Genomic DNA, 21,190 nt, shown 5'->3' on the forward strand with positions numbered 1-21,190 from the left:
ACCGCCGGCGGACGTGCGGCCAGGGCCGTGAACGCCTCAGCCAGCCGAGTCGCGCGCCGCAGCGCTGGCATGGAGGCAGATGGCCGCGGCGGCCCCCACGTTGAGCGACTCCTCGCCCCCGGGCTGCGCAATGCGGATGTGGCGCCTCGCACGCTGCTGCAGGGCGGGCGAGACGCCCTGCCCTTCGTGGCCCATGATCCAGCCACACGGCCAGGGCAAGGCTGCGCGATGGAGGAAGTCGCCCTCGTGCGAGCTGGTTGCCAGCAACGGGACCTCCAGCCGGTCGATGTCTGCGGGCGCCAACCCCTCGACCAGCCGCAGGGCGAAATGGGCGCCCATGCCCGCGCGCAGCACCTTGCCACTCCAGAGCGCAGCGGTGCCTTTCAGCGCCGCCACTTGCGTGAACCCGAATGCCGATGCGCTGCGCAGGATGGAGCCCACGTTACCCGCATCCTGCAGGCGGTCGAGCACGACAGTCGGCATCCTGCCGTCCAACCCCTCCGCTTCAGGCAGCGGCAACACAAACCCCATGGGCGCCGGAGATTCCAGAGCGCTGATGTCACTCCAGAGCACATCAGCGATCACTACATTTTTCGTAGCTGCTCGCGCATATTCAGCGGGAGCTTGGGGCCAAAATGACTCCGAAAACACCGCTATCGCTGGCTTTTGTCCACGCGCCAGCGCGGCGCTGCACAGATGATCTCCCTCCAGCCACACACGGCCCTGCTTGCGGTATGCGGAACTGTCCTGCGACAGGCGGCGCAACTCCTTGAGCAGTGCGTTGTCGCGCGATTGGATGAAAGCAGGCGTGGCGTGCATAGGAAACGCAAAGGGGGATAGCGATCTGACTCAGGCGGCGACGGGCGCCTGCAAGGCGCGCGCCACCGGCGCGAACGAGCGCCGGTGCTGGGGACAGGCCCCATGCACTTCCAGCGCGGCCAGGTGCTCTGCCGTGCCGTAGCCCTTATGGCCGGCAAAGCCATACACCGGGTATTGCTGGTGCAATTGCGCGCACCAGCGGTCGCGCGTGACCTTGGCAAGGATGGAGGCGGCTGAGATCGACGCGACCAGCGCATCGCCCTTGACGATGGCCTCCGCCGGAACGTCCAGCGGCGGCAAGCGATTGCCATCCACCAACACCCGCACCGGCTTCAGCCGCAGCCCCAGCACCGCACGGCGCATGGCCAGCATCGTGGCTTGCAGGATGTTGTGTTGATCGATCTCCTCCACCGATGCTTCCGCAATGCTGCAGCACAGCGCCTTGGCGCGGATCTCGTCGTAGAGCTTCTCGCGCCGTGCGGCCGTAAGCACCTTGGAGTCGGCCAGGCCGGCGATGGGCTGCAGGTCGTCCAGGATCACCGCAGCCGCCACCACGGGGCCGGCCAAGGGCCCGCGCCCGGCCTCATCCACGCCGGCAACGAGGCCGGGCGGATGCCAGTCCAGGGCGGCCTGTTCAAGCAAGGAGGTTCTGGATCGCATGGGCAGCCAGTCGCGGGGTATCGCGCTGCAGATCGTCGTGCAATGCCGTGAAGCGCTGTTCCAGCCGTTGGATACGGCCCGGATCCTGCAACCGCGCGTCCAGCCAGTCCTGGACCGCGGTGGCCAGTGCGTCGGGCGTGGCGGCGTCCTGCAACAGCTCGGGCACCACGAACTCCCTGCACAGGATGTTGGGCAAGCCCACCCAGGGCTGCAACTGCTTGCGGCGCATGAGGCGCCAACTGATCGGATGCATGTGGTAGGAGATGACCATCGGCCGCTTGAACAGCGCGGCCTCCAGCGTGGCGGTGCCACTGGCAATCAGCGTCACGTCGCAGGCCGCGAGCACCGAGTGCGATTGGCCCGTGACGATGGTCAGCGCATCCAGCACCCCGCATTCGCGCGCGATCTGCTCGATACGAGCCCTCAGGGCAGGCACCGCGGGTACTACTATTTTTATAGCTGGTCGCGCTTTTTTGATAAGCGCTGCAGCCTGAAAGAACGGCTTGGCAATGTAGGCCACCTCCGCCGAGCGACTGCCCGGCAGGATGGCCAGCACTTCATCGTGTACCGCCAGGCCCAGCTGTGCGCGCGCAGCCGCCTTGTCGGGCACCCGGGGGATGACACTGGCCAATGGGTGGCCGACATAGGTGGCGGCGATGCCCTGGCGCGCGAGCAGTTCCGGTTCAAACGGAAAGATGCACAGGACATGGTCCGCGCTGGCACGAATCTTCTCGACCCGTTCGGCGCGCCACGCCCAGATCGAAGGGCAGACGAAGTGCACCGTCTTTATACCCGCGGCACGCAGATCCGCCTCCAATCCCAGGTTGAAATCGGGCGCATCCACGCCGATGAAGACGTCGGGCTTGTCCGCCAGCAATCTGGCACGCAGCTGCCAGCGGATCCGCAGAATGCCCAGCAGGCGCCGCACCAGCTCGACGCTGTAGCCGTGCACGGCCAGCCGTTCGCTGGGCCACCAGGCCTGAAAGCCCCGCTCCTGCATGCGCGGCCCGCCGATGCCCATACTGGCCACGGCGGGCCACCGCGCACGCAGGCCGTCCAGTAGCAGGCCGGCCAGCAGGTCGCCGGAGGTTTCGCCGGCCACCATTGCGACGCGGGGAGACTCAGCCACCATGGCGCCAGTGGCGTCTCAGCGCGCGATACCGCGCTGCGACGCGATCACGAAATCACGCAGCAGGGCGATATCGCCTTCCGCCTCGGGATGCGAATGCGGCACGTCGGCCATGGCCGACAGCGCGGCCTCCAGCGTGAGGCCCTGGCGGTACAGCAGGCGGTAGGCCTGCTTGATGCCCGCCATGCGCTGCGCGGAAAAACCCCTCCGGCGCAGCCCTTCCAGGTTCAGCCCGCGCACGGCCAGCGGATTGCCGTCCACCATCATGAAGGGCGGAACATCTTGCGAGATGCGGCTGGCAAAGCCCGCCATGACGTGGGCGCCGATGCGTGAAAACTGGTGCACTCCGGTCAAGCCGCCGATGATGGCCTGGTCACCCACCTGCACATGTCCGGCCAGCGTGGCGTTGTTGGCCAGGATGGTCTGGTTGCCCACCACGCAGTCGTGCGCGATGTGCACATAGGCCATGATCCAGTTGTCGTCCCCGATGGTGGTGACGCCCCGGTCCTGCACGGTGCCGACGTTGAAGGTGCAGAACTCCCGGATCGTATTGCGGTGGCCGATCTCCAAACGCGTGGGCTCGCCCGCGTATTTTTTGTCCTGCGGAGCTGCTCCCAGCGAACTGAACTGGAAGATGCGGTTGTCTTCGCCAATGCGCGTATGGCCCTCGATCACGCAGTGCGCGCCAATAGACGTGCGCGCGCCGATTTGCACGTGGGGGCCGATAACCGCATACGGCCCCACCGTAACAGTAGGGTCCAACTGCGCGGCCGCATCAACGAGGGCCGTGGAATGTATGTTGGGCGCCAAGCGAAATCCTCGGCCTGTCAGGCCACCGTGCGCATGGTGCACATGATCTCGGCCTCGCACGCGACGCTGTCGCCCACGCGCGCGACGCCCTTGAACTTGTAGATGCCGCCCTTGATGCGGTCCAGTTCCACGTCGAGGATGAGCTGATCGCCTGGCTCCACGGGGCGCTTGAAGCGCGCACCATCGATACCGACGAAGTAAAAGACCTTGTCGTCGCCCGGCGCCTCACCCATCATGTCGAACGACAGCAAGCCCGCCGCCTGCGCGAGTGCTTCGAGAATCAACACCCCCGGCATCACCGGGCGTGCGGGGAAGTGCCCCGTGAAAAACGGCTCGTTGATGGTCACGTTCTTGATGGCCAGGATGCGCTTGCCGCGTTCGAGCTCATTCACCCGATCCACCAGCAGGAACGGATAGCGGTGGGGCAGGAGTTTGAGAATTTGGTGGATATCCATCATTTTTCTGTGAGCGGCCTAGCCGTCTTTTCGTGTTTGTTCGAGAGCCTTGATGCGTTCACGCAGCCGGTACAGCTGCCGCAGCGTGGCCGCGTTCTTTTCCCACTTCGCATTGTCGTCCATGGGAAACACCCCGGTGTACTGCCCCGGTTGCGTGATCGAGTGCGTCACCACCGTGTTGGTGGAGATGTGCACATTGTCCGCCAACTGCAGGTGCCCCACGATGGACGCGGCCCCTGCAATCGTGCAGTGCGCGCCGATGCGGGTGCTGCCCGCCACCGCGGAACAGCCCGCCATGGCGGTGTGGCGGCCGATGTGCACGTTGTGCGCGATCTGGATCAGGTTGTCGAGCTTGACGCCGTCTTCGATGACCGTGTCGTCGAGCGCTCCGCGGTCGATGCAGGTGTTCGCACCGATCTCCACATCGTTGCCGATGCGCACCGCGCCCAGTTGCTCGATCTTGATCCATTCGCCGCGCTGCTGCGCAAAGCCGAAGCCGTCAGCCCCGATGACCACGCCAGGGTGCAGGATGCAGCGCTCGCCAACCGTGCAACGCTCGCCGACCGTCACCCGCGACTTGAGCACCGTGTGCGCTCCAATCACTGCGCCGCGCTCGACCACGCACAGGGGACCGATCGAGGCCGTCGGGGCCACCCGGGCTTGCGGATCGACTACGGCGCTGGGGTGGATGCCCGCAGGCGCACCTTGGCCATGCGCGCGCACCCACAGCTGCGTCACGTGTGCAAAGTACGTGTAGGGCTGCTCCACAACGATGCAAGCGCCGCGCTCCAAGGCTGCATTGCGCATCGCGGGGGCCACAATGACACAGGCCGCCTGGGAGGCGGCCAGTTGTGACTGGTAGCGCGGATTGCTCAGGAAGGACAGGTCACCCGGGCCGGAGGATTCCAGCGGGGCGATGCGGAGGATTTCGGTATCCCTGTCCCCTCCTTCCAGGCTGCCCCCAAGTGCATCGACGATCTGCCCGAGTCGCAAGCTCACGCGCTACTGCCTCGTGCCGGTGCTTTACTTGCCGCCGTTGGCAGCGTTCATCGCCTTGATCACCTTGTCGGTGATGTCGTGCTTGGGATTGATGTAGACGGCCTCCTGCAGGATCACGTCGTACTTCTCCTGCTCGGCCACCTGCTTGACGACGCGGTTCGCGCGCTCGAGCACCTGGCCCAGTTCCTCGTTCTTGCGCGCGCCCAGGTCCTCCTGGAATTCGCGGCGCTTGCGCTGGAATTCGCGGTCCTGGTCCACCAACTGGCGTTGCCGTGCGGTGCGCTGGCTCTCGGCCATCGTGGGCGCCTCACGCTCGAACTTCTCGGTGGCGGACTTGAGCGAATTGCCCATGTCCACCAGTTCTTTCTCCCGGCGGGAGAACTCCTGCTCCAGCTTGGCCTGCGCCGCCTTGGCGGTGTTGGCTTCGCGGAAGATGCGGTCGGTATTCACAAAGCCGGCCCTGAACTCCTGTGCCTGTGCAGGCACGGCGGCAGCCAGGGAGCCCAACAGGACGACCAGGGGAATGTGGCGGGAAAGGGATTTCATTAGAAAGACGTTCCGATCTGGAATTGCAGTTTCTGGATTTTATCGCCGGCGAACTTGCGCACCGGTTGCGCGATGGCGATACGTAGCGGGCCCAGCGGGGAAATCCAGCTCAGGCCCAGACCAGCCGAGACGCGCATGTCGCCCAGCTCCCAGCTCTCATCCTCGCCGTACACGTTGCCCGCGTCCACGAAAGTGAACCAGCGCAGCGTGCGGTCGTTGCCGGCGCCGGGGAACGGCGCGATGAGCTCGGCATTCAGCGTGATCTTCTTGGGGCCGCCCAGCGACGCACCGGTCACGTCCCGCGGACCCAGTGTGCCCTGGTCGAAGCCGCGCACCGAGCCCAGGCCGCCGGAGTAGAAATTCTTGAATACCGGGAAGGGACGGCCATTCATGCCCTTGCCTAAGCCCAACTCGCCGTTGAAGGCGATGGTGAACTGCTTGTTCAAGGGAATGTACTGCTGGTATTGGTAGTTGGCTCGCACATAGCGCGCATCGCCGGCCACGGACCATTCGGAGTTCAGGCGCTGGTACCGCCCGGAGTTCGGTGCCAACGCACTGTCACGGTCATCGCGCGACCAGCCAATGGTGAGCGGCACGGATAGGCTGGTTTCACCAAACTGCTGCGCATAGGCGAGGTAGGCGGCGGGGATATTGGTACCGGCCTTGATGCGCGTCTGCTCCACTCCCCCCCCGAAGAACACGGTGTCGGTCTCGCTGAAGGGTACGCCCAAGCGCACACTGGTGCCCGCGGTGACCAGCTCATAGTTGCCGCCCTGGTCTTCGTAGGGCTTGGCCGTGCGGTAGTACACGTCGAAGGTACGGGAGATGCCATCCTGCGTGAAGTACGGATCGGTGGTGGAGAACACCAGCGTGCGACGGTACTTGCTGGTGTTGACGTCCACGCCAAGGTAGTTGCCTGAACCGAAGACGTTCTCCTGCTTGATGGCAAACGACACCGAGACCTTCTCGGCGCTGGAAAAGCCCGCCCCCAGTTGCAGCGAGCCCGTAGGCTTCTCGGCCACGTTCACCACCAGGTCCACCTGGTCGGGCACGCCCGGCACCTCCTGGGTTTCCACATTCACCTCAGTGAAATAGCCCAGGCGGTCCACGCGGTCGCGCGACAGCTTGATCTTGTCGCCGTCGTACCAGGAGGCTTCAAACTGGCGGAATTCGCGGCGGATGACTTCGTCGCGGGTGCGGTTGTTGCCGCTCACGTTGATCCGGCGCACATAGGCGCGGCGCGAGGGCTCTGCACGCAGCACCAGGGCCACGCGGTTGTTCTCGCGGTCGATCTCGGGCACGGCCTCCACACGCGCGAAGGCGAAGCCGAAGTTCCCGAAGTGGTCAGTGAAAGCCTTGGTGGTTTCGGCCACCTTGTCGGCGTTGTAGGGCTCGCCAGGGCGGATGGTGATGAGCGACTTGAACTCGTCATCGCGGTCCAGGTAGTTGCCTTCCAACTTCACTCCTGAAACCACATAGCTCTGGCCTTCGTTCACGTTGACGGTGATCGAGATGTCCTGCTTGTCGGGCGAGATTGCCACCTGCGTGGACTCGATGCGGAACTCCAGGAAGCCGCGCGCCAGATAGTACGAGCGCAGCGTCTCCAGGTCTGCATTGAGCTTGGCGCGCGAATAGCGGTTGGATTTGGTGTACCAGCTCATCCAGCCGCCCGTGTCCTGGTCGAACAGCCCCTTGAGCGTGGATTCGCTGAAGGCCTTGTTGCCGACGATGCGGATTTCCTTGATCTTGGCGGGCTCGCCCTCGGTGACGGTGAAGGTGAGGTTGACGCGGTTGCGCTCGATCGGCGTGACGGTGGTCACCACCTCCGCGCCGTACAGGCTGCGGTTGATGTACTGGCGCTTGAGTTCCTGCTCGGCGCGGTCGGCCAGGGCCTTGTCGAAGGGGCGCCCCTCGGTCAAACCCACGTCGCGCATGGCCTTCTTGAGGGTGTCCTTGTCGAACTCCTTGGTGCCGGCGAAATCCACGTCGGCGATGGTCGGGCGCTCTTCCACCACCACCACCAGCACGTTGCCGGAAGCCTCCAGGCGCACGTCCTTGAACAGGCCAAGGGCAAACAGCGCGCGGATGGCTGCTGCACCCTTGTCGTCGTTGTACTCGTCACCCACGCGCAGCGGCAACGACGCGAAGATGGTGCCCGGCTCCACACGTTGCAGGCCTTCCACACGGATGTCCTGCACCTTGAACGGCGCCAGCGCCCATGCGGCTTGGGAGGCAAAAACCATGGCTGCGAGGGCGGATGCCGTACGCACGCCCAGGCGATTGATATGTTTTCTCATGGATGAAGCTGGAGCCGACAGTGCAGCGCAACGGCGGCGAAAAGGTTAGCCAAAAAGCCGGGTGAGGTCGTTGAACAGGGCGATGGACATCATGAGGAGAAGCACCGCGACGCCTGTGCGCTGCAGCCGCTCCATCCAGGCTTCGGACACGCCCCGTCCCGTCACCCCCTCCCAAAGATAATACATCAGGTGCCCCCCATCCAATACGGGCAGCGGAAGCAGGTTCAGCACTCCCAGGCTCACGCTGATGAGTGCGAGGAAGCTGAGGTACTGGGTCAGCCCCATGCTGGCGGAACGGCCTGCGTAATCGGCGATGGTCAGCGGCCCGCTGAGGTTCTTGAGCGAAGCCTCACCGATCACCATGCGGCCCATCATGCGCAGCGTGAGGACCGACACCTCCCATGTGCGCACCGTGCCTTTCCAGAGCCCTTCCAAGGGGCCGTAATGCACGTTCACCATCTCGGGCGGCGCGCCCACATAGGCGCCGACGCGTCCCACGGCGCCGCCCGCCTCCTGCGCCACTTCGGGCGTGACTTCCAGGTCGCGCGGCTGACCGTCGCGCTCGATGCGCCAGACCTGCGTGAGCGGCCGGCCCGCCTGCACGGACGCGCGTATCAGCTCGCGCAGTTGCACGCCATCCACCACCGCCGCATTGCCCAGGCGCAGAACCACATCGCCAGCGCGCAGCCCCGCACGCGCAGCCGCGCCGCCTGGCACGACCTCGCCCAGCACGGGACGCGTCCAGGGCGCGGTGATGCCGATGCGGCGATACAGCTGCACATCGGCCTCGCGCACGTCCAGCTGATCTATGCGCAACAGCACCTCGCGCGGCGTCGTTCCGCGCTCTGGCTGCAGCAGCAGCCGCACGTTCTGCCCGTCCAGCGCGCCGCGCGTGAGCGTCCAGCGCAGGTCTTCGAACGAGCGCACGGGCTCGAAATCGCCCTCGCCCAGCCCGGCGGACACCACCAGTTCGCCGCCGCGCAGGCCCGCCTGCTCGGCCACCGAGCCCGCTACAGGGCTGGCCAGGTAGGCCTTGGGCTCGTCCACGCCGCTCCAGTTGACGGCGGCATACAACAACACCGCCAGGAGCAGATTGGCCAGCGGCCCCGCGGCAACGATGGCGGCGCGCGAACGCAGGGGCTGGGTATTGAAGGCCAGGTGGCGTTCATGCGGCTCGACGGGCGCCTCGCGCTCGTCCAGCATGCGCACGTACCCTCCCAGCGGAAAGGCGCCGATGACGAATTCCGTGGGTGAGCCCTTGGGCTGCCAACGCAGCAAAGGCTTGCCAAAGCCGACCGAGAAGCGGAGGACCTTGACACCGCAGGCCACCGCCACGCGGTAATGGCCGTACTCGTGCACGGCGATCAGCACGCCCAACGCGACGATGAAGGCAACGACAGTCAACAGCATGCCTGGGGTTTCCTACAAAAATCAGAGCGCCTTGCGCTTATCCAGCAATGGTTTGAATATAAAACGCACCTGTAACCCTTGTGTGACAAGCGCAAAACGCTCACCTTTTAAGAGCATCCTCACAAGCGCGCCATCAACTCCGCGGACCGCGCACGCGTGCGCGCATCCAGCGCCAGCAGTGCGTCCAGCGAGTCCGGGTTGGACGGTTCGACGGCTTCCAAAGTTGCAAGGTTGAGCGCATGGATCTGGTCGAAACGTATGCGCTGCTCCAGGAAAGCCGCCACTGCCATCTCGTTGGCGGCATTGAGCACGGCCGTGGTGCCGGGCGCCGCGCGCAACGCCTGCCAGGACAGGTGCAGCCCGGGAAAGCGCGTGGCATCCGCTTCTTCGAAGGTCAGCGCCGCCAGTTGCGTGAAATCCAGGGGTGCCGCGCCGCTTTCCACCCGCTCGGGCCAGGCCAGGCCACAGGCGATGGGCACGCGCATATCGGGCGTGCCCAACTGGGCAATGATGGACGCGTCCACAAACTGCACCATGGAGTGGATGATCTGCTGCGGGTGGATGACCACCTTGATCTGCTCGGGCGCCAGGTTGAACAGCCAGCGCGCCTCGATCACCTCCAGCGCCTTGTTCATCATCGTGGCCGAGTCGATGGAAATCTTGCGGCCCATCGAGAAGTTGGGATGCGCGCAGGCCTGCGCCGGCGTCACGTCGCGCAGCGTGGCCGGGTCGCGCGTGCGAAACGGCCCGCCCGACGCGGTGAGCAGCACGTGGTCCACGCGCCGCGGCCAGGTGGCGGGGTCTTCGGGCAGGCTCTGGAAGATGGCGGAATGCTCGCTGTCGATGGGCAGCAGCGTGGCGCCGCCTTCGCGCACCGCGGCCATGAACACCTCGCCCCCGACGACCAGCGCCTCCTTGTTGGCCAGCAGCAGGCGCTTGCCCGCACGCGCGGCCGCCAGGCACGGCGCCAGGCCCGCCGCGCCCACGATGGCCGCCATGACCGCGTCCACCTCTTCGTGGGAGGCAATGGCTTGCAGCGCATCGGGTGTTTGCAGCACCTCGGTGGGCAAGCCACTCTGCTGCAGTTTGTCTGCCAGCTGGCGCGCATGCGCACTGCTGGCCATCACCGCATAGCGCGGACGGAACTGCGCGCACTGCGCCAGCATCAGGTCCACCTGCGTGGCCGCGCTCAGCGCAAAGACTTCGTAGCGATCGGGGTGGCGTGCCACCACGTCGAGGGTGCTGGTGCCGATGGATCCCGTGGAACCCAGCACCGTGAGACGTTGTTTCATGCGGATGCGAAATGAGAAAGCATCATGGCCAGGGGCAGCGTGGGCAGCAGCGCATCAATGCGGTCCAGTACGCCGCCGTGGCCGGGCAGCAGGCCGCTGCTGTCCTTGACACCGGCGCTGCGCTTGATGAGCGACTCCACCAGGTCGCCTACCACGCTCATGGCGGCCATGAACAATGCGCCAACGACCAGCAGCCATACGCCCTGGGCTGCCAGGCGTGAGTACAGGCTGGGCACGCTGGCCTGCCAGGCCCCATCGGCCGCGGTCCAGGCCGCGGCCAGCACCAGCACACCCAGCATGCCACCCCACACCCCTTCCCAGCTCTTGCCGGGGCTGATAGAGGGAGCCAGCTTGTTGCGCGTGAAGCGCAGGCCAAAAGCGCGGCCGGCAAAGTAGGCAAAGATGTCGGCCGCCCACACCAGGGTCAGAACCGACAGAAGGAAATTGACCCCCACCACGCGCGCCTGGGCTACGGCCAGCCAGGCCATCCACAGCGCCAGCACGCCGCCGGCCACGCGCAGCCCGCGCGGCAGCTGCGGCCAGCCGGCCACGCCCACGCGCAGCAAGGCGGCCCCACCCAGCACCCAGGCAGCGCCGCCCACCAGCCACAGCCAGGGCAGCGGCTGGTGCAGCCAGCCCGCGGCCCACCCGAGGCCGCACAGCACTACACACGCCGCCCCCAGGCCGATGCTGGCGCCGCCGCCGAGGCCGTTGAGCCGACCCCATTCCCACGCCGCCGCAGCCATCATGACCAGCGTCACCACGGCAAAGGGCACGAACGAGGGATAGAACAATGCCGGCAGCAGAATGGCCAGCAGGACCAACGCGGTGATGACACGTTGCTTGAGCATCCAGGCCCCTTCAGCGATGTGCGGTGGACGGAATCAGGCACGCAGCGAACCGGGCTGCTGCGCTTGTACCTGGTCGGAGGTTTGGCCAAAGCGGCGCTCGCGCGCCGCGAAGTCCGCGATGGCTTCATCCAGTGCGGCCTCGTCGAAATCGGGCCACAGGCGGTCACTGAAATACAGTTCGGTATAGGCGGCCTGCCACAGCAGGAAGTTGCTGATGCGCCGCTCGCCACCGGTTCGGATCAGCAGATCCGGATCGGGCACATGGGCCATGCCCATGGCGGCATGCAGGCTGGCCTCGGTGATGGGCTCGCCCCGCGCTGCAAGCGCAGCTGCGGCCTGCGTGATGTCCCAGCGGCCGCCGTAGTTGAAGCAGACATTGAGCACCAGGCGCTGGTTGCCTGCGGTGGCCGCCTCGGCACGCTGGAGCCCTTCGCGCACCTGCGCCGAAATGCCCGACTTTTCCCCCACGAAGTGCACCTGCACGCCATCCCGGGCCAGTTGCGGCACCTCACGTGTCAGCGCCTTGGCAAGCAGATCCATGAGACCGGACACCTCGTCCGCCGGACGGTTCCTGTTCTCGGAGGAAAACGCGAACACGGTAAGCACGCCCACGCCGCGTTGGACGCAGGCATGCACGCAGCGCCGCAGCGATTCCACGCCCTGCCGATGCCCCGCCAGGCGCGGCAGGAAGCGGCGCGTCGCCCAGCGGCCGTTGCCATCCATGACGATGGCAATGTGGTGGGGAATGGCTCCCTGCACGGTGGGCATGAATCCAGGATCGATCCGCAAAACCGGATCAGATCGCCATGATTTCCTGCTCCTTGGCCGCCACCAAGGCATCGATCTCTGCAATGTGCTTGTCGGTGGTTTTCTGCACATCGGCCTCGGCGCGCTTTTGGTCGTCCTCGGAGGCGAGCTTGTCCTTGACCAGCTTCTTGACGCCCTCATTGGCATCGCGGCGCAGGTTGCGGATGGCCACCTTGGCGCCCTCGCCTTCGCTGCGCGCCAGCTTGGTCATCTCCTTGCGGCGCTCTTCACTCATCGGCGGCATGGGCACGCGGATCAGGTCGCCCATGGAGGCCGGGTTCAGCCCCAGATCGCTTTCACGGATCGCCTTCTCGATCTTGGCACCCATGTTCTTTTCCCAGGGCTGCACACTGATGGTGCGCGCGTCGAGCAAGGCCACGTTGGCCACCTGGGACAACGGCACCATGGATCCGTAGTACTCGACATGGATCGTGTCAAGCAGCTGCGGGTTGGCGCGGCCGGTGCGGATCTTGGCCAGGTTGTTCTTGAAGGCGGTGATGGACTGGTCCATCTTCGCCTCGGTCGTCTTCTTGATGTCGGCAATCGTCATGTGTGGTTCCTCTGCAAGCGGGCAATCAGGCCAGGCGCGGCAAAGCCATCAAGCGTACACCAACGTGCCTTCGTCTTCGCCCATCACCACGCGCTTCAGCGCGCCATGTTTCACGATGGAGAACACGCGGATCGGCAGCTTCTGATCGCGGCACAGGGCAAAGGCCGTCGCGTCCAGGATGCCCAGGTTGCGGCTCATGGCCTCGTCGAACGTGAGCTTGGCATAGCGGGTGGCCGACGGGTCCTTCATCGGATCGGCCGTGTACACGCCGTCGACCTTGGTCGCCTTGAGCACCACCTCGGCGCCGATCTCGGCGCCGCGCAGCGCGGCGGCCGTGTCGGTGGTGAAGAAGGGGTTGCCGGTTCCGGCGGCGAACACCACCACTTTGCCCTCTTCGAGGTACTGCAGCGCCTTGGGACGCACGTAGGGCTCCACCACCTGCTCGATGCCAATGGCGGACATCACGCGGGCCGTCAGCCCCTGCTTGTCCATGGCGTCCGCCAGGGCCAGCGCGTTCATCACGGTGGCCAGCATGCCCATGTAGTCGGCCGTGGCGCGGTCCATGCCCACGGAACCGCCCGCCACACCGCGGAAGATGTTGCCCCCGCCGATCACCACCGCCACTTGCACGCCCAGGCGGGTGACCTCGGCGATCTCCTCGACCATGCGCACGATCGTGGCACGGTTGATGCCGAATGCGTCATCGCCCATCAGCGCCTCACCAGACAACTTGAGCAGGATGCGCTTGTGGGCTGGCGTGGCGGGGGTCATGGGCAATTCTCCGTAAGGCTGGACTGGGGGGATGAAGGGCGTGGGCGGCAGGCGCTATCAGGCGCCCGACTTGGCGGCAGCGACTTGCGCAGCCACCTCGGCGGCGAAATCGTCCACCTTCTTCTCGATGCCCTCGCCCACCACGTACAGGGTGAAGCCCTTCACCGTGGTGTTGGCGGCCTTGAGCATCTGGGCCACGGTCTGCTTGCCATCGGCGGCCTTCACGAAGACCTGGTCGGCCAGCGAGACTTCCTTGAGGTACTTCTGCACCGAGCCTTCGACCATCTTGGCGGCGATATCGGCCGGCTTGCCGGACTCGGCGGCCTTGCCCTCAGCCACGGCACGCTCCTTGGCGATCAGGTCGGCAGGCACGTCGGCGCTGGTCAGCGCCACGGGCTTCATGGCGGCCACATGCATGGCCACGTCCTTGGCGGCCACGGCATCGCCGTCGAACTCCACCACCACGCCGATGCGCGAGCCGTGCAGGTAGGCGGCCAGGTTGGAGCCGCTGAAACGCTTGAAACGACGGAAAGACATGTTCTCGCCGATCTTGCCGATCAGGCCCTTGCGCACATCTTCCAGGGTGGGGCCGAAGCCATCCTGCTCATAGGCCAATTGGCCCAGGGCTTCGATGTCCGCGGGGTTGTGCTCAGCGACCAGCTTGGCGGCGGCGTTGGCCATGGCGATGAAGCTGTCGTTCTTGGACACGAAGTCGGTTTCGCTGTTCACTTCGATCAGCGCACCCACGTTGCCGTTGATGAACGATGCCACCACGCCTTCGGCCGTCACGCGGGAAGCAGCCTTGCCGGCCTTGGTGCCCAGCTTGACGCGCAGCAGCTCTTCGGCCTTGGCCATATCGCCGTCGGCCTCGGTCAGGGCCTTCTTGCATTCCATCATGGGGGCATCGGTCTTGCCACGCAGTTCGGCAACCATGCTTGCGGTAATTGCAGCCATCGTGTTTCTCCAGTTTTTGAGTTCAGTTCGTTACAGGATCAGAAGCTAAAAAAAAGGGGGCTCACCAGGGGCCCCGCTTTTTTTGCGACGCATCGCGCGGCCCTTGACTTAGGCGGCGTTCTCGTCCACTTCCACGAATTCGTCGGAGCCTTCGGCAGCCACAGCCTTGGCCACTTCCGTCACGGCGTTGGCACGGCCGTCAAGGATAGCGTCGGCGATGCCGCGAGCGTACAGAGCCACAGCCTTGGCCGAGTCGTCGTTACCGGGGATCACGTAGTCAATGCCCTCGGGCGAGTGGTTGGAGTCCACCACGCCGATCAGCGGGATGCCCAGCTTCTTGGCTTCGGACACGGCGATCTTGTGGTAGCCCACGTCGATCACGAAGATGGCGTCGGGCAGCGCAGCCATGTCCTGAATGCCCCCGATGTCCTTCTCGAGCTTTTCCAACTCGCGCGAGAACATCAGCTGCTCCTTCTTGCTCATGGACTCCAGGCCGGCTTCCTGCTGTGCCTTCATGTCCTTCAGGCGCTTGATGGAGGTCTTGACGGTCTTGAAGTTGGTCAGCATGCCGCCCAGCCAGCGCTGGTCGACATAGGGCACGCCAGCGCGCTGGGCCTGCTCGGCCACCAGTTCGCGGGCCTGGCGCTTGGTGCCGACCATCAGGATCGTGCCGCGGTTGGCGGCCAACTGCTTGGCGAACTTCTGCGCCTCCTGGAACATCGGCAGCGACTTTTCCAGGTTGATGATGTGAATCTTGTTGCGATGGCCGAAGATGAAGGGGGCCATCTTGGGGTTCCAGAAGCGCGTTTGGTGGCCAAAGTGGACACCGGCTTCCAGCATTTCACGCATGGTGACGGACATGAGGTTTCTCCGAAGGTTGGGTCTAAAATCCAGCCTCAATACTTGCCCACTGAATCGCTCTTGCGTGGAACTTGCAGTCCCACGAGAGGGCAGAGGGCAACACCTTGAGAGGGCTGGTTTGCGATTAAGTTCTGCATGGTGCCTGGCAGCACGGCGGCGGCGCAGCTCTCAGCAAAACCCAAAGATTCTAGCATATCCCCATGTTGGCTGACCTCGTCTCCACCCGCAGCCACGTAGCTGCCGGGCACAGCAGCGCACGCGATGAAATCGAGCGCTGCATCGCCGCCGCCGAAGGGCCCACCTGCGCCCATGTGTTCCGCCAGACCAGCTACGGCCAGGCCCGCGCAGCAGCCGCGGTGCCCGGCGTGGAGCGTCTGCCGCTGGCGGGCCTTGCCGTCTCGGTCAAGGATCTGTTCGACATCCAGGGCATGACCACCGCCGCAGGCTCCACCGTGTTGCAGGATGCGCCGCCCGCGCCGGCCGACAGCCCGGCCGTGGCGCGCCTGCGCCGCGCGGGCGCAGCGTTCATCGGCCGCACGCACATGGTGGAGTTCGCCTTCTCCGGCGTAGGTGTGAATCCGCACTTCGGCACGCCCGCCGCATTTGACGCCCGCCACGGCGCGCTGCCCGGCCCCGCGCGGGTGTGCGGGGGCTCATCGTCGGGCGCCGGGGTGTCGGTGGCCACGGGCGCGGCCTTCATTGGCCTGGGCTCCGACACGGGCGGCTCGATCCGTATCCCGGCCGCGCTGAACGGCATCGTGGGCTTCAAGAACACCGCGCGCCTCGTGCCCACCGAAGGCGCTGTCCCCTTGTCCACCACGCTGGACACGGCCTGCGCACTCACCCGCACGGTGCGCGATGCCGTCGTGGCACACGAGATCCTGGCGGCACGGCGCGTCACGCGCAGCCCCGCACCGCTGTCGGCGTGGCGGCTGGCCGTACCCGCCACACTGTTCCTGGACGGACTGGACGCCACCGTGGTCCGCGCCTTCGACCGCACGCTGTCCCGCCTGCGCGCGGCCGGCGCGCAGATCACCGAGATTGCCCTGGCAGAAACCGCCCAGTTGGCCGATGTGAACGCCACCGGCGGGTTTTCCGCCGCCGAAAGCTACGCCTGGCACCGCACGCTGCTGGCACGGCACGGCAACGCCTACGATCCGCGCGTGAAGAGCCGCATCGAGCGCGGCGCTGGCATGTCCGCCGCCGACTACATCGATCTGCTGCACGCGCGGCGCGCCTGGATCGCACGCATGCAGACCGCCATGGCCGACTTCGACGCCCTGCTCTCGCCCACCGTCCCCATCGTGGCGCCCCCCATCGCATCGGTCGCGCCGGGCAGCGAGCGCGACGCGGAGTTCTTTCGCGTCAACGGATTGCTGCTGCGCAACACCAGCGTGGTCAACATGCTGGACGGCTGCGCCCTGTCCCTGCCCTGCCACGAAGCGGGCGAACTGCCCGTGGGCCTGATGGTGTGGCACGGCGCACTGCGCGACGACCCGGTGCTGAACATCGGCCTGCTGATCGAACAAGAACTACAAAAACAATAGCTACTAGCGCTTATCCTACGGGCGCTAGAGGCATATTTCGCTTCAATTTTCATGCACATCATCATCGTGGGCGCCGGCATCGTCGGCGCGGCCACTGCTTATGAACTGGCCGCGGACGGCCATCAGGTCACCGTGGTCGAGCAGCGCGGCGCCGCGGCAGAGGAGGCGAGCTTCGGCAGCTCCGGCCTGCTGGCGCCCTCGCTACTCATGCCGTGGGCGGCGCCGGGCCTGGGTGGGCCGCTCGGCCGCTGGCCTTGGAGCCGCGATGCCACGCTGCGCCTGGTACGCGGCGCCGGCATGGCAGGCCGGCGCTGGCGCTGGCGCTGGTCCCAGGCGGGTCGCCGGCCCGAGACGGCGGCGCGGCTGGCCGCGCTGGAAGGTCTGGGCCGCTACAGCCTGGCACGCACGCGCGAACTGATCCACCAATTGGACGTGGACCTGGAAACCAGCCGCGGCACTCTGGTGCTGCTGCGCCGCCCCGAAGATGTGGAGCGCCTGCAGCCCGCGCTGAAGGTGCTGCGCGACGCGGGCGTGGGTCTGCGCGATGTGGATGCCGACACCGCGCAGCTCATCGAGCCCGGCCTGTCCACCGACGTGCCGCTGGCGGGCGCCGTGCATGTACCGGATGGCGAGTCCGGCAACTGCCGGCTGTTTGCGCAGATCCTGCGCCACGCGGCGCAGGAGCGCGGCGCACAGTTCGTGTTCGGCGCGCATGTCCGCTCTCTCAGCGTATCGCCGCCCGGCGTCCACGTCGTAGGCGAAGCCGCCCCGCGTCAGGCCGACGCCGTGGTGCTGTGCGCCGGCGTGGCCAGCGCCGCGCTGCTGCGCCCGCTGGGGCGCCACCTGGCCCTGGAGGCCGTACATGGTTACACCGTCAGCGCGCCGGTGCGCGAGGACAGTCATGCACCCCAGGGCTCTGTGATCGATCCGCTGCACCGCATCACCATCACCCGCCAGGGTCAGCGCGTGCGTGTGTCCGGCGGCGCCGAGATCGGGCACAGCAACGGCAGCCACCACGCGCCCACGCTGCAGACGCTCTACCTCGCGCTGTCGGGCTGGTTCCCGGGCGGCGCGCTCACCTCGTCCCCGCAAGTGCAGGTCTGGCGCGGCGCGCGCCCCACGCTGACCGATGGCGCCCCCGCCATCGGCGCGAGCGGTGTGTCCGGCCTGTGGATCAACACCGGCCACGGCGCTTGCGGCTGGGCCCAGGCCTGTGGCAGTGCCCGCGCCCTGGCGGACCTGATCGCCCAGCGCACCCCCGCGATTGACCTGCAGCCCTTTGCGCCGCAGCGCTTCTAGCGCGCTTTGCACGGCCCCCACCCGGCGCCACAATGCCGGGCATGCAGCGCATCGCACCTGACCGGCCCCATCCCCTGTTCGACACCGCGGCCACGCGCCGCCTGGAGGCCTGCGCCGCCGCTGCCCTCGCGCCCCACACGCTGATGCAGCGCGCCGGCCAGGCCACGGCCCGGTTGGCGCTCGCGCTGGCTCCGCATGCGCGCACCTTCTGGTTCGCCTGCGGCGGCGGCAACAACGGCGGCGATGGGCTGGAGGCCGCCCTGCTGCTGCACCGCGGGGGCCACCCGGTCGTGGTGACCTGGCTGGGAACGCCCGAAACGGCGCCTGCCGACGCGCGCCAGTCCTGGCAGCGCGCACAAGAGGCCGGCGTGCCGTTCGCGGCTGAGCCGCCCTCCCTCGGTCCGCAGGACCTGTGCGTGGATGCGCTGCTGGGCATCGGCCTGCGCGCCGATCCTCGCCCCCGCAGGCCCGACGCGCGGCTGCTGCAATGGCTGGCCCGCATGCACGCCTGCGCGGCACCCACGCTGTGCGTGGACCTGCCCTCCGGCCTGGTAGCGGAATCAGGCCAGTACATCCCGGGGCTGGCGCCGGCCCATCCAGGTGCCACGGCGGCGCGCCACACGCTGAGCCTGCTCACGCTCAAGCCAGGCCTGTTCACCGGCCAGGGCCGCGACGCAGCGGGCAGCGTGTGGTTTGATGACCTGGGCGTGCCGGCATCAACCGAAACCCCTTGCGCCTGGCTCGCCGGCCCCCCCGCCCCGGCCGTACGCGCCCATGCCAGCCACAAGGGCAGCTACGGCGACGTGGCCGTCATCGGCGGCGAAGGCCTGCAGGCGCGCGGCATGGGCATGACGGGTGCGGCTCTTTTAGCCGCCAACGCGGCGTTGCACGCCGGCGCGGGCCGCGTGATGGTGGCGCTGCTGGACGCCGGCGCACTCCCCGCCCTGCCGCAGCAGCCTGAACTGATGCTGCGCCGTTGTGACGCGCTGACGCTGGACCACGCCACCGTGGTCTGCGGCTGTGGCGGCGGCGCAGCCGTGGCGGCCGTGCTGCCAGACGTCCTGCAGCAATCGACACGCCTGGTACTGGACGCGGACGCGCTGAACGCCGTGGCCGCCGACCCCCATCTGCAGCATCTGCTGCGCGAGCGTGGCCGGCAGGGCCGCCCCACCGTGCTGACTCCGCACCCCCTGGAGGCCGCGCGGCTGCTGGCCGGCACCACGGCCGCCGTGCAGGCCGACCGCCTGGCCGCCGCGCGCACGCTGGCCGATCAGTACGGCTGCACCGTGCTGCTCAAGGGCTCGGGCAGCGTGATTGCCGCACCGGGGCGCACGCCCCTCGTCAACCCCACGGGCAACGCACGCCTGGCCACGGGCGGCACCGGTGACGTGCTGGCCGGCCTGGTGGGGGCGCGCTTGGCCGCGGAGCCTGCACAGGCCGGTGCGGCATTTGCGGCGGCGGGCCGCGCCTGCTGGGAGCACGGCGCTACCGCCGACCGCTGGCCCACCGGGAGGTCCCTCACCGCGGGAGCGCTCGCACGCGCCCTGAACGCTGGGTGACCGCGCAGCATGCCGCGCGGTCCGGTCGCCGCACGATTGCATCCAACGGTAACGGTGGTTTCCAAGCTGCGCATATCTACCTTGTCTTACAGACGGTATGCGGACTGAAGCGCTTTAATCGCTCCATGTCCTGGTATGCATGCATACCGTGTGTTCCACCCACCTGAGGTACTGCCATGAAACGCCATTTCCGCCCCGGATCGCGCGCCTACGCGGCCTTTGTGGTCACCGTGGTCCTGGCCTTCGCGGCCAGCGTCATGACCCTGGTGCCCCACCAGACGACCCAGGTGGCCGACTCGCAGGTGCACAGCCAGCTGGAGCAACTCGTTCCCGCTGGCGTCTTCGACTGAGTAACCGTCTTCGAAGTCAAGCGCAATGAAGCGACTTGTCCCAAGGTTTTCCAGTGCGCACCATGGCGTTGAGCGTGGTGAGCAACTTGCGCATGCAAGCGACCAGGGCGACCTTGGGCAACTTGCCAGCGGCCTTCAGACGCTCGTAGAAGGCCTTGATGGCCGGGTTGTAGCGGGTGGCCGTGAGCGTTGCCATGTACAGCACGCGGCGGATCTCGAAGCGCCCGCCTTGTACGCGCCGCCTGCCCTTGCTGCCGCCGGAGTCATTGGCCATGGGCGCCACGCCCACCAATGCAGCGATCTCGCGCCGGTTCAGCCGGCCCAGCTCTGGCAGCTCGGCAATCATCGTGGCACTGGCCACCGGGCCGACTCCCGCAGCCGACTGCAGCAGCGTGTCTAGCTCCCCAAAGTGCTCGCGCACATGCGTGACCATCTGCTCTTCGATCTCATCGAGCTGCGCCTTGATCGCCGCCTCGATGGCCTCGATGCTGGCGTGCAGCTTCTTGGGCGTGATCTGCAGCCGTTGGCGCTCCGAATGGAGCATGGTCAGCAACTGGCGCCTGCGCGTGACCAGGGCCGCGAGCCACTGCTGGCGCTCATCGGCCAGGGGGCGCAAGAAGCGCTGCAGATCGTCGCGGCGCAGCAGCACCGCTGCCAGCTCGGCCAGCGTGCGCGCATCCACCGCGTCGGTCTTGGCCAGGCGTCCCATGGATTTGGCGAAGTCGCGCGCCTGGCGCGGGTTGATGACCGCCACGGGCAGGCCTGTGGCCTGCAGGGCACACGCTAACGCGGCCTCGTAGCCGCCGGTGGCCTCCATCACCACCAGACCCACGTCCAGGGGCTGCAGGGCAGCCGCCAGCGCCGAGTGGCCTTCGGCATCGTTGTCAAACCGCTGGGCGCTGCTCTTGGCACCCAGCACACAGACATCCACGTGCGCCTTGGCCACGTCGATGCCCACCGTCACTGAGGTAACAGACATGATCTTCAGATCCCTTGCTTGTGCATGCGCGCTCAATCAAGGCGCGCGTAACCGTTCGGGCTTCACGAAGACCAGCGCGGCGGCCATGCGTTCTGTACTCAGTCACGGGCTCTATCACCCCAGCGCCTACCAAACTGCACGGGCCGGTCTGGCCGCCTCAACGGCGTTCAGACTCTACCGCGCTGGTCTGGTTTAAAGATACAAGCTCCCTCTCACTCCCCCCCTCCAGCCGCCTTCGGGCGGCT

The 21,190-nt window shown here is 66.8% G+C and carries 21 protein-coding genes; 4 read left to right on the forward strand and 17 right to left on the reverse strand.

Annotated features, from left to right (window positions below):
- Positions 1-36: 36 nt before the first annotated feature.
- The 16 genes from I3K84_RS06370 to rpsB form a co-directional block, all read right to left on the reverse strand.
- Positions 37-819, reverse strand: coding sequence for an RNA methyltransferase (locus I3K84_RS06370; protein WP_196995734.1), 783 nt, complete (start codon positions 817-819; stop codon positions 37-39).
- A gap of 30 nt (positions 820-849) precedes the next feature.
- Positions 850-1,479, reverse strand: a complete 630-nt coding sequence (gene rnhB / locus I3K84_RS06375; RefSeq protein WP_011805766.1) for a ribonuclease HII — start codon at positions 1,477-1,479, stop codon at positions 850-852.
- Entirely contained in the window at positions 1,454-2,611 is a 1,158-nt protein-coding gene (gene lpxB / locus I3K84_RS06380) for a lipid-A-disaccharide synthase (protein ID WP_196995735.1), read from the reverse strand. The genes rnhB and lpxB overlap by 26 nt, the downstream gene beginning before the upstream one ends.
- A 15-nt stretch (positions 2,612-2,626) precedes the next feature.
- Complete coding sequence (gene lpxA, locus I3K84_RS06385; RefSeq protein ID WP_011805768.1) at positions 2,627-3,418, reverse strand: acyl-ACP--UDP-N-acetylglucosamine O-acyltransferase; 792 nt, start codon at positions 3,416-3,418, stop codon at positions 2,627-2,629.
- A gap of 17 nt (positions 3,419-3,435) precedes the next feature.
- A complete protein-coding gene (gene fabZ / locus I3K84_RS06390) occupies positions 3,436-3,876 on the reverse strand; it encodes a 3-hydroxyacyl-ACP dehydratase FabZ (protein WP_011805769.1) in 441 nt (146 codons plus the stop codon).
- Between the two features lie 15 nt (positions 3,877-3,891).
- Positions 3,892-4,872 carry a UDP-3-O-(3-hydroxymyristoyl)glucosamine N-acyltransferase gene (gene lpxD, locus I3K84_RS06395; protein WP_172206625.1) on the reverse strand — a complete coding sequence of 327 codons (981 nt, stop codon included), beginning with the start codon at positions 4,870-4,872 and terminating at the stop codon, positions 3,892-3,894.
- Between the two features lie 24 nt (positions 4,873-4,896).
- On the reverse strand, positions 4,897-5,418 hold the full coding sequence (locus tag I3K84_RS06400; protein ID WP_015912870.1) for an OmpH family outer membrane protein: 522 nt from the start codon (positions 5,416-5,418) through the stop codon (positions 4,897-4,899).
- Positions 5,418-7,715, reverse strand: coding sequence for an outer membrane protein assembly factor BamA (bamA, locus tag I3K84_RS06405; RefSeq protein WP_196995736.1), 2,298 nt, complete (start codon positions 7,713-7,715; stop codon positions 5,418-5,420). Before bamA ends, I3K84_RS06400 begins: the two co-directional genes overlap by 1 nt.
- Positions 7,716-7,760: 45 nt before the next feature.
- Complete coding sequence (gene rseP / locus I3K84_RS06410) at positions 7,761-9,125, reverse strand: RIP metalloprotease RseP (protein ID WP_196995737.1); 1,365 nt, start codon at positions 9,123-9,125, stop codon at positions 7,761-7,763.
- Positions 9,126-9,244: 119 nt separating this feature from the next.
- Positions 9,245-10,417: a 1-deoxy-D-xylulose-5-phosphate reductoisomerase gene (ispC, locus tag I3K84_RS06415; protein WP_196995738.1), complete on the reverse strand. Its 1,173-nt coding sequence runs from the start codon at positions 10,415-10,417 to the stop codon at positions 9,245-9,247.
- Positions 10,414-11,268, reverse strand: coding sequence for a phosphatidate cytidylyltransferase (locus I3K84_RS06420; RefSeq protein WP_103738359.1), 855 nt, complete (start codon positions 11,266-11,268; stop codon positions 10,414-10,416). Before I3K84_RS06420 ends, ispC begins: the two co-directional genes overlap by 4 nt.
- Positions 11,269-11,301: 33 nt before the next feature.
- A complete protein-coding gene (gene uppS, locus I3K84_RS06425) occupies positions 11,302-12,036 on the reverse strand; it encodes a polyprenyl diphosphate synthase (protein WP_196995739.1) in 735 nt (244 codons plus the stop codon).
- Positions 12,037-12,064: 28 nt separating this feature from the next.
- On the reverse strand, positions 12,065-12,625 hold the full coding sequence (gene frr / locus I3K84_RS06430) for a ribosome recycling factor (RefSeq protein WP_196995740.1): 561 nt from the start codon (positions 12,623-12,625) through the stop codon (positions 12,065-12,067).
- 48 nt (positions 12,626-12,673) lie between these two features.
- Positions 12,674-13,396, reverse strand: a complete 723-nt coding sequence (gene pyrH / locus I3K84_RS06435; RefSeq protein WP_196995741.1) for a UMP kinase — start codon at positions 13,394-13,396, stop codon at positions 12,674-12,676.
- Between the two features lie 57 nt (positions 13,397-13,453).
- On the reverse strand, positions 13,454-14,350 hold the full coding sequence (tsf, locus tag I3K84_RS06440) for a translation elongation factor Ts (RefSeq protein ID WP_011805779.1): 897 nt from the start codon (positions 14,348-14,350) through the stop codon (positions 13,454-13,456).
- A gap of 108 nt (positions 14,351-14,458) precedes the next feature.
- Entirely contained in the window at positions 14,459-15,211 is a 753-nt protein-coding gene (gene rpsB / locus I3K84_RS06445; RefSeq protein ID WP_015912864.1) for a 30S ribosomal protein S2, read from the reverse strand.
- Positions 15,212-15,411: 200 nt separating this feature from the next.
- On the opposite strand from rpsB, the gene I3K84_RS06450 reads away from it, so the two are divergent.
- The 4 genes from I3K84_RS06450 to I3K84_RS06465 all read left to right on the forward strand — a co-directional run bounded on the left by I3K84_RS06450 (position 15,412) and on the right by I3K84_RS06465 (position 19,966).
- On the forward strand, positions 15,412-16,758 hold the full coding sequence (locus I3K84_RS06450) for an amidase (RefSeq protein WP_196995742.1): 1,347 nt from the start codon (positions 15,412-15,414) through the stop codon (positions 16,756-16,758).
- Positions 16,759-16,809: 51 nt separating this feature from the next.
- Entirely contained in the window at positions 16,810-18,057 is a 1,248-nt protein-coding gene (locus I3K84_RS06455; protein WP_196995743.1) for an FAD-dependent oxidoreductase, read from the forward strand.
- 41 nt (positions 18,058-18,098) lie between these two features.
- Entirely contained in the window at positions 18,099-19,616 is a 1,518-nt protein-coding gene (locus I3K84_RS06460; protein ID WP_196995744.1) for an NAD(P)H-hydrate dehydratase, read from the forward strand.
- A gap of 176 nt (positions 19,617-19,792) precedes the next feature.
- The gene (locus I3K84_RS06465) at positions 19,793-19,966 is read left to right on the forward strand and encodes a hypothetical protein (protein WP_011805784.1); all 174 of its coding nucleotides are present in this window, start codon (positions 19,793-19,795) and stop codon (positions 19,964-19,966) included.
- Between the two features lie 16 nt (positions 19,967-19,982).
- Here the strand turns inward: I3K84_RS06465 and I3K84_RS06470 are convergent, their stop codons facing one another.
- Positions 19,983-20,945, reverse strand: coding sequence for an IS110 family transposase (locus I3K84_RS06470; RefSeq protein ID WP_011804582.1), 963 nt, complete (start codon positions 20,943-20,945; stop codon positions 19,983-19,985).
- Positions 20,946-21,190: the final 245 nt, after the last annotated feature.

It is taken from the genome of Diaphorobacter sp. JS3051, from assembly GCF_015832135.1.
GTDB lineage: Bacteria > Pseudomonadota > Gammaproteobacteria > Burkholderiales > Burkholderiaceae_C > Diaphorobacter > Diaphorobacter nitroreducens.

Excerpts from the sequence above, each read along its gene's own strand:
- ispC (WP_196995738.1), bottom strand. The coding sequence starts at position 10,417 with ATGAAACAACGTCTCACGGTGCTGGGTTCCACGGGATCCATCGGCACC.
- lpxB (WP_196995735.1), bottom strand. The coding sequence starts at position 2,611 with ATGGTGGCTGAGTCTCCCCGCGTCGCAATGGTGGCCGGCGAAACCTCC.
- tsf (WP_011805779.1), bottom strand. The coding sequence starts at position 14,350 with ATGGCTGCAATTACCGCAAGCATGGTTGCCGAACTGCGTGGCAAGACC.
- frr (WP_196995740.1), bottom strand. The coding sequence starts at position 12,625 with ATGACGATTGCCGACATCAAGAAGACGACCGAGGCGAAGATGGACCAG.
- rseP (WP_196995737.1), bottom strand. The coding sequence starts at position 9,125 with ATGCTGTTGACTGTCGTTGCCTTCATCGTCGCGTTGGGCGTGCTGATC.
- I3K84_RS06400 (WP_015912870.1), bottom strand. The coding sequence starts at position 5,418 with ATGAAATCCCTTTCCCGCCACATTCCCCTGGTCGTCCTGTTGGGCTCC.
- rpsB (WP_015912864.1), bottom strand. The coding sequence starts at position 15,211 with ATGTCCGTCACCATGCGTGAAATGCTGGAAGCCGGTGTCCACTTTGGC.
- I3K84_RS06420 (WP_103738359.1), bottom strand. The coding sequence starts at position 11,268 with ATGCTCAAGCAACGTGTCATCACCGCGTTGGTCCTGCTGGCCATTCTG.
- I3K84_RS06470 (WP_011804582.1), bottom strand. The coding sequence starts at position 20,945 with ATGTCTGTTACCTCAGTGACGGTGGGCATCGACGTGGCCAAGGCGCAC.
- bamA (WP_196995736.1), bottom strand. The coding sequence starts at position 7,715 with ATGAGAAAACATATCAATCGCCTGGGCGTGCGTACGGCATCCGCCCTC.
- I3K84_RS06465 (WP_011805784.1), top strand. The coding sequence starts at position 19,793 with ATGAAACGCCATTTCCGCCCCGGATCGCGCGCCTACGCGGCCTTTGTG.
- fabZ (WP_011805769.1), bottom strand. The coding sequence starts at position 3,876 with ATGATGGATATCCACCAAATTCTCAAACTCCTGCCCCACCGCTATCCG.
- I3K84_RS06455 (WP_196995743.1), top strand. The coding sequence starts at position 16,810 with ATGCACATCATCATCGTGGGCGCCGGCATCGTCGGCGCGGCCACTGCT.
- I3K84_RS06370 (WP_196995734.1), bottom strand. The coding sequence starts at position 819 with ATGCACGCCACGCCTGCTTTCATCCAATCGCGCGACAACGCACTGCTC.
- I3K84_RS06450 (WP_196995742.1), top strand. The coding sequence starts at position 15,412 with ATGTTGGCTGACCTCGTCTCCACCCGCAGCCACGTAGCTGCCGGGCAC.
- uppS (WP_196995739.1), bottom strand. The coding sequence starts at position 12,036 with ATGCCCACCGTGCAGGGAGCCATTCCCCACCACATTGCCATCGTCATG.
- rnhB (WP_011805766.1), bottom strand. The coding sequence starts at position 1,479 with ATGCGATCCAGAACCTCCTTGCTTGAACAGGCCGCCCTGGACTGGCAT.
- I3K84_RS06460 (WP_196995744.1), top strand. The coding sequence starts at position 18,099 with ATGCAGCGCATCGCACCTGACCGGCCCCATCCCCTGTTCGACACCGCG.
- pyrH (WP_196995741.1), bottom strand. The coding sequence starts at position 13,396 with ATGACCCCCGCCACGCCAGCCCACAAGCGCATCCTGCTCAAGTTGTCT.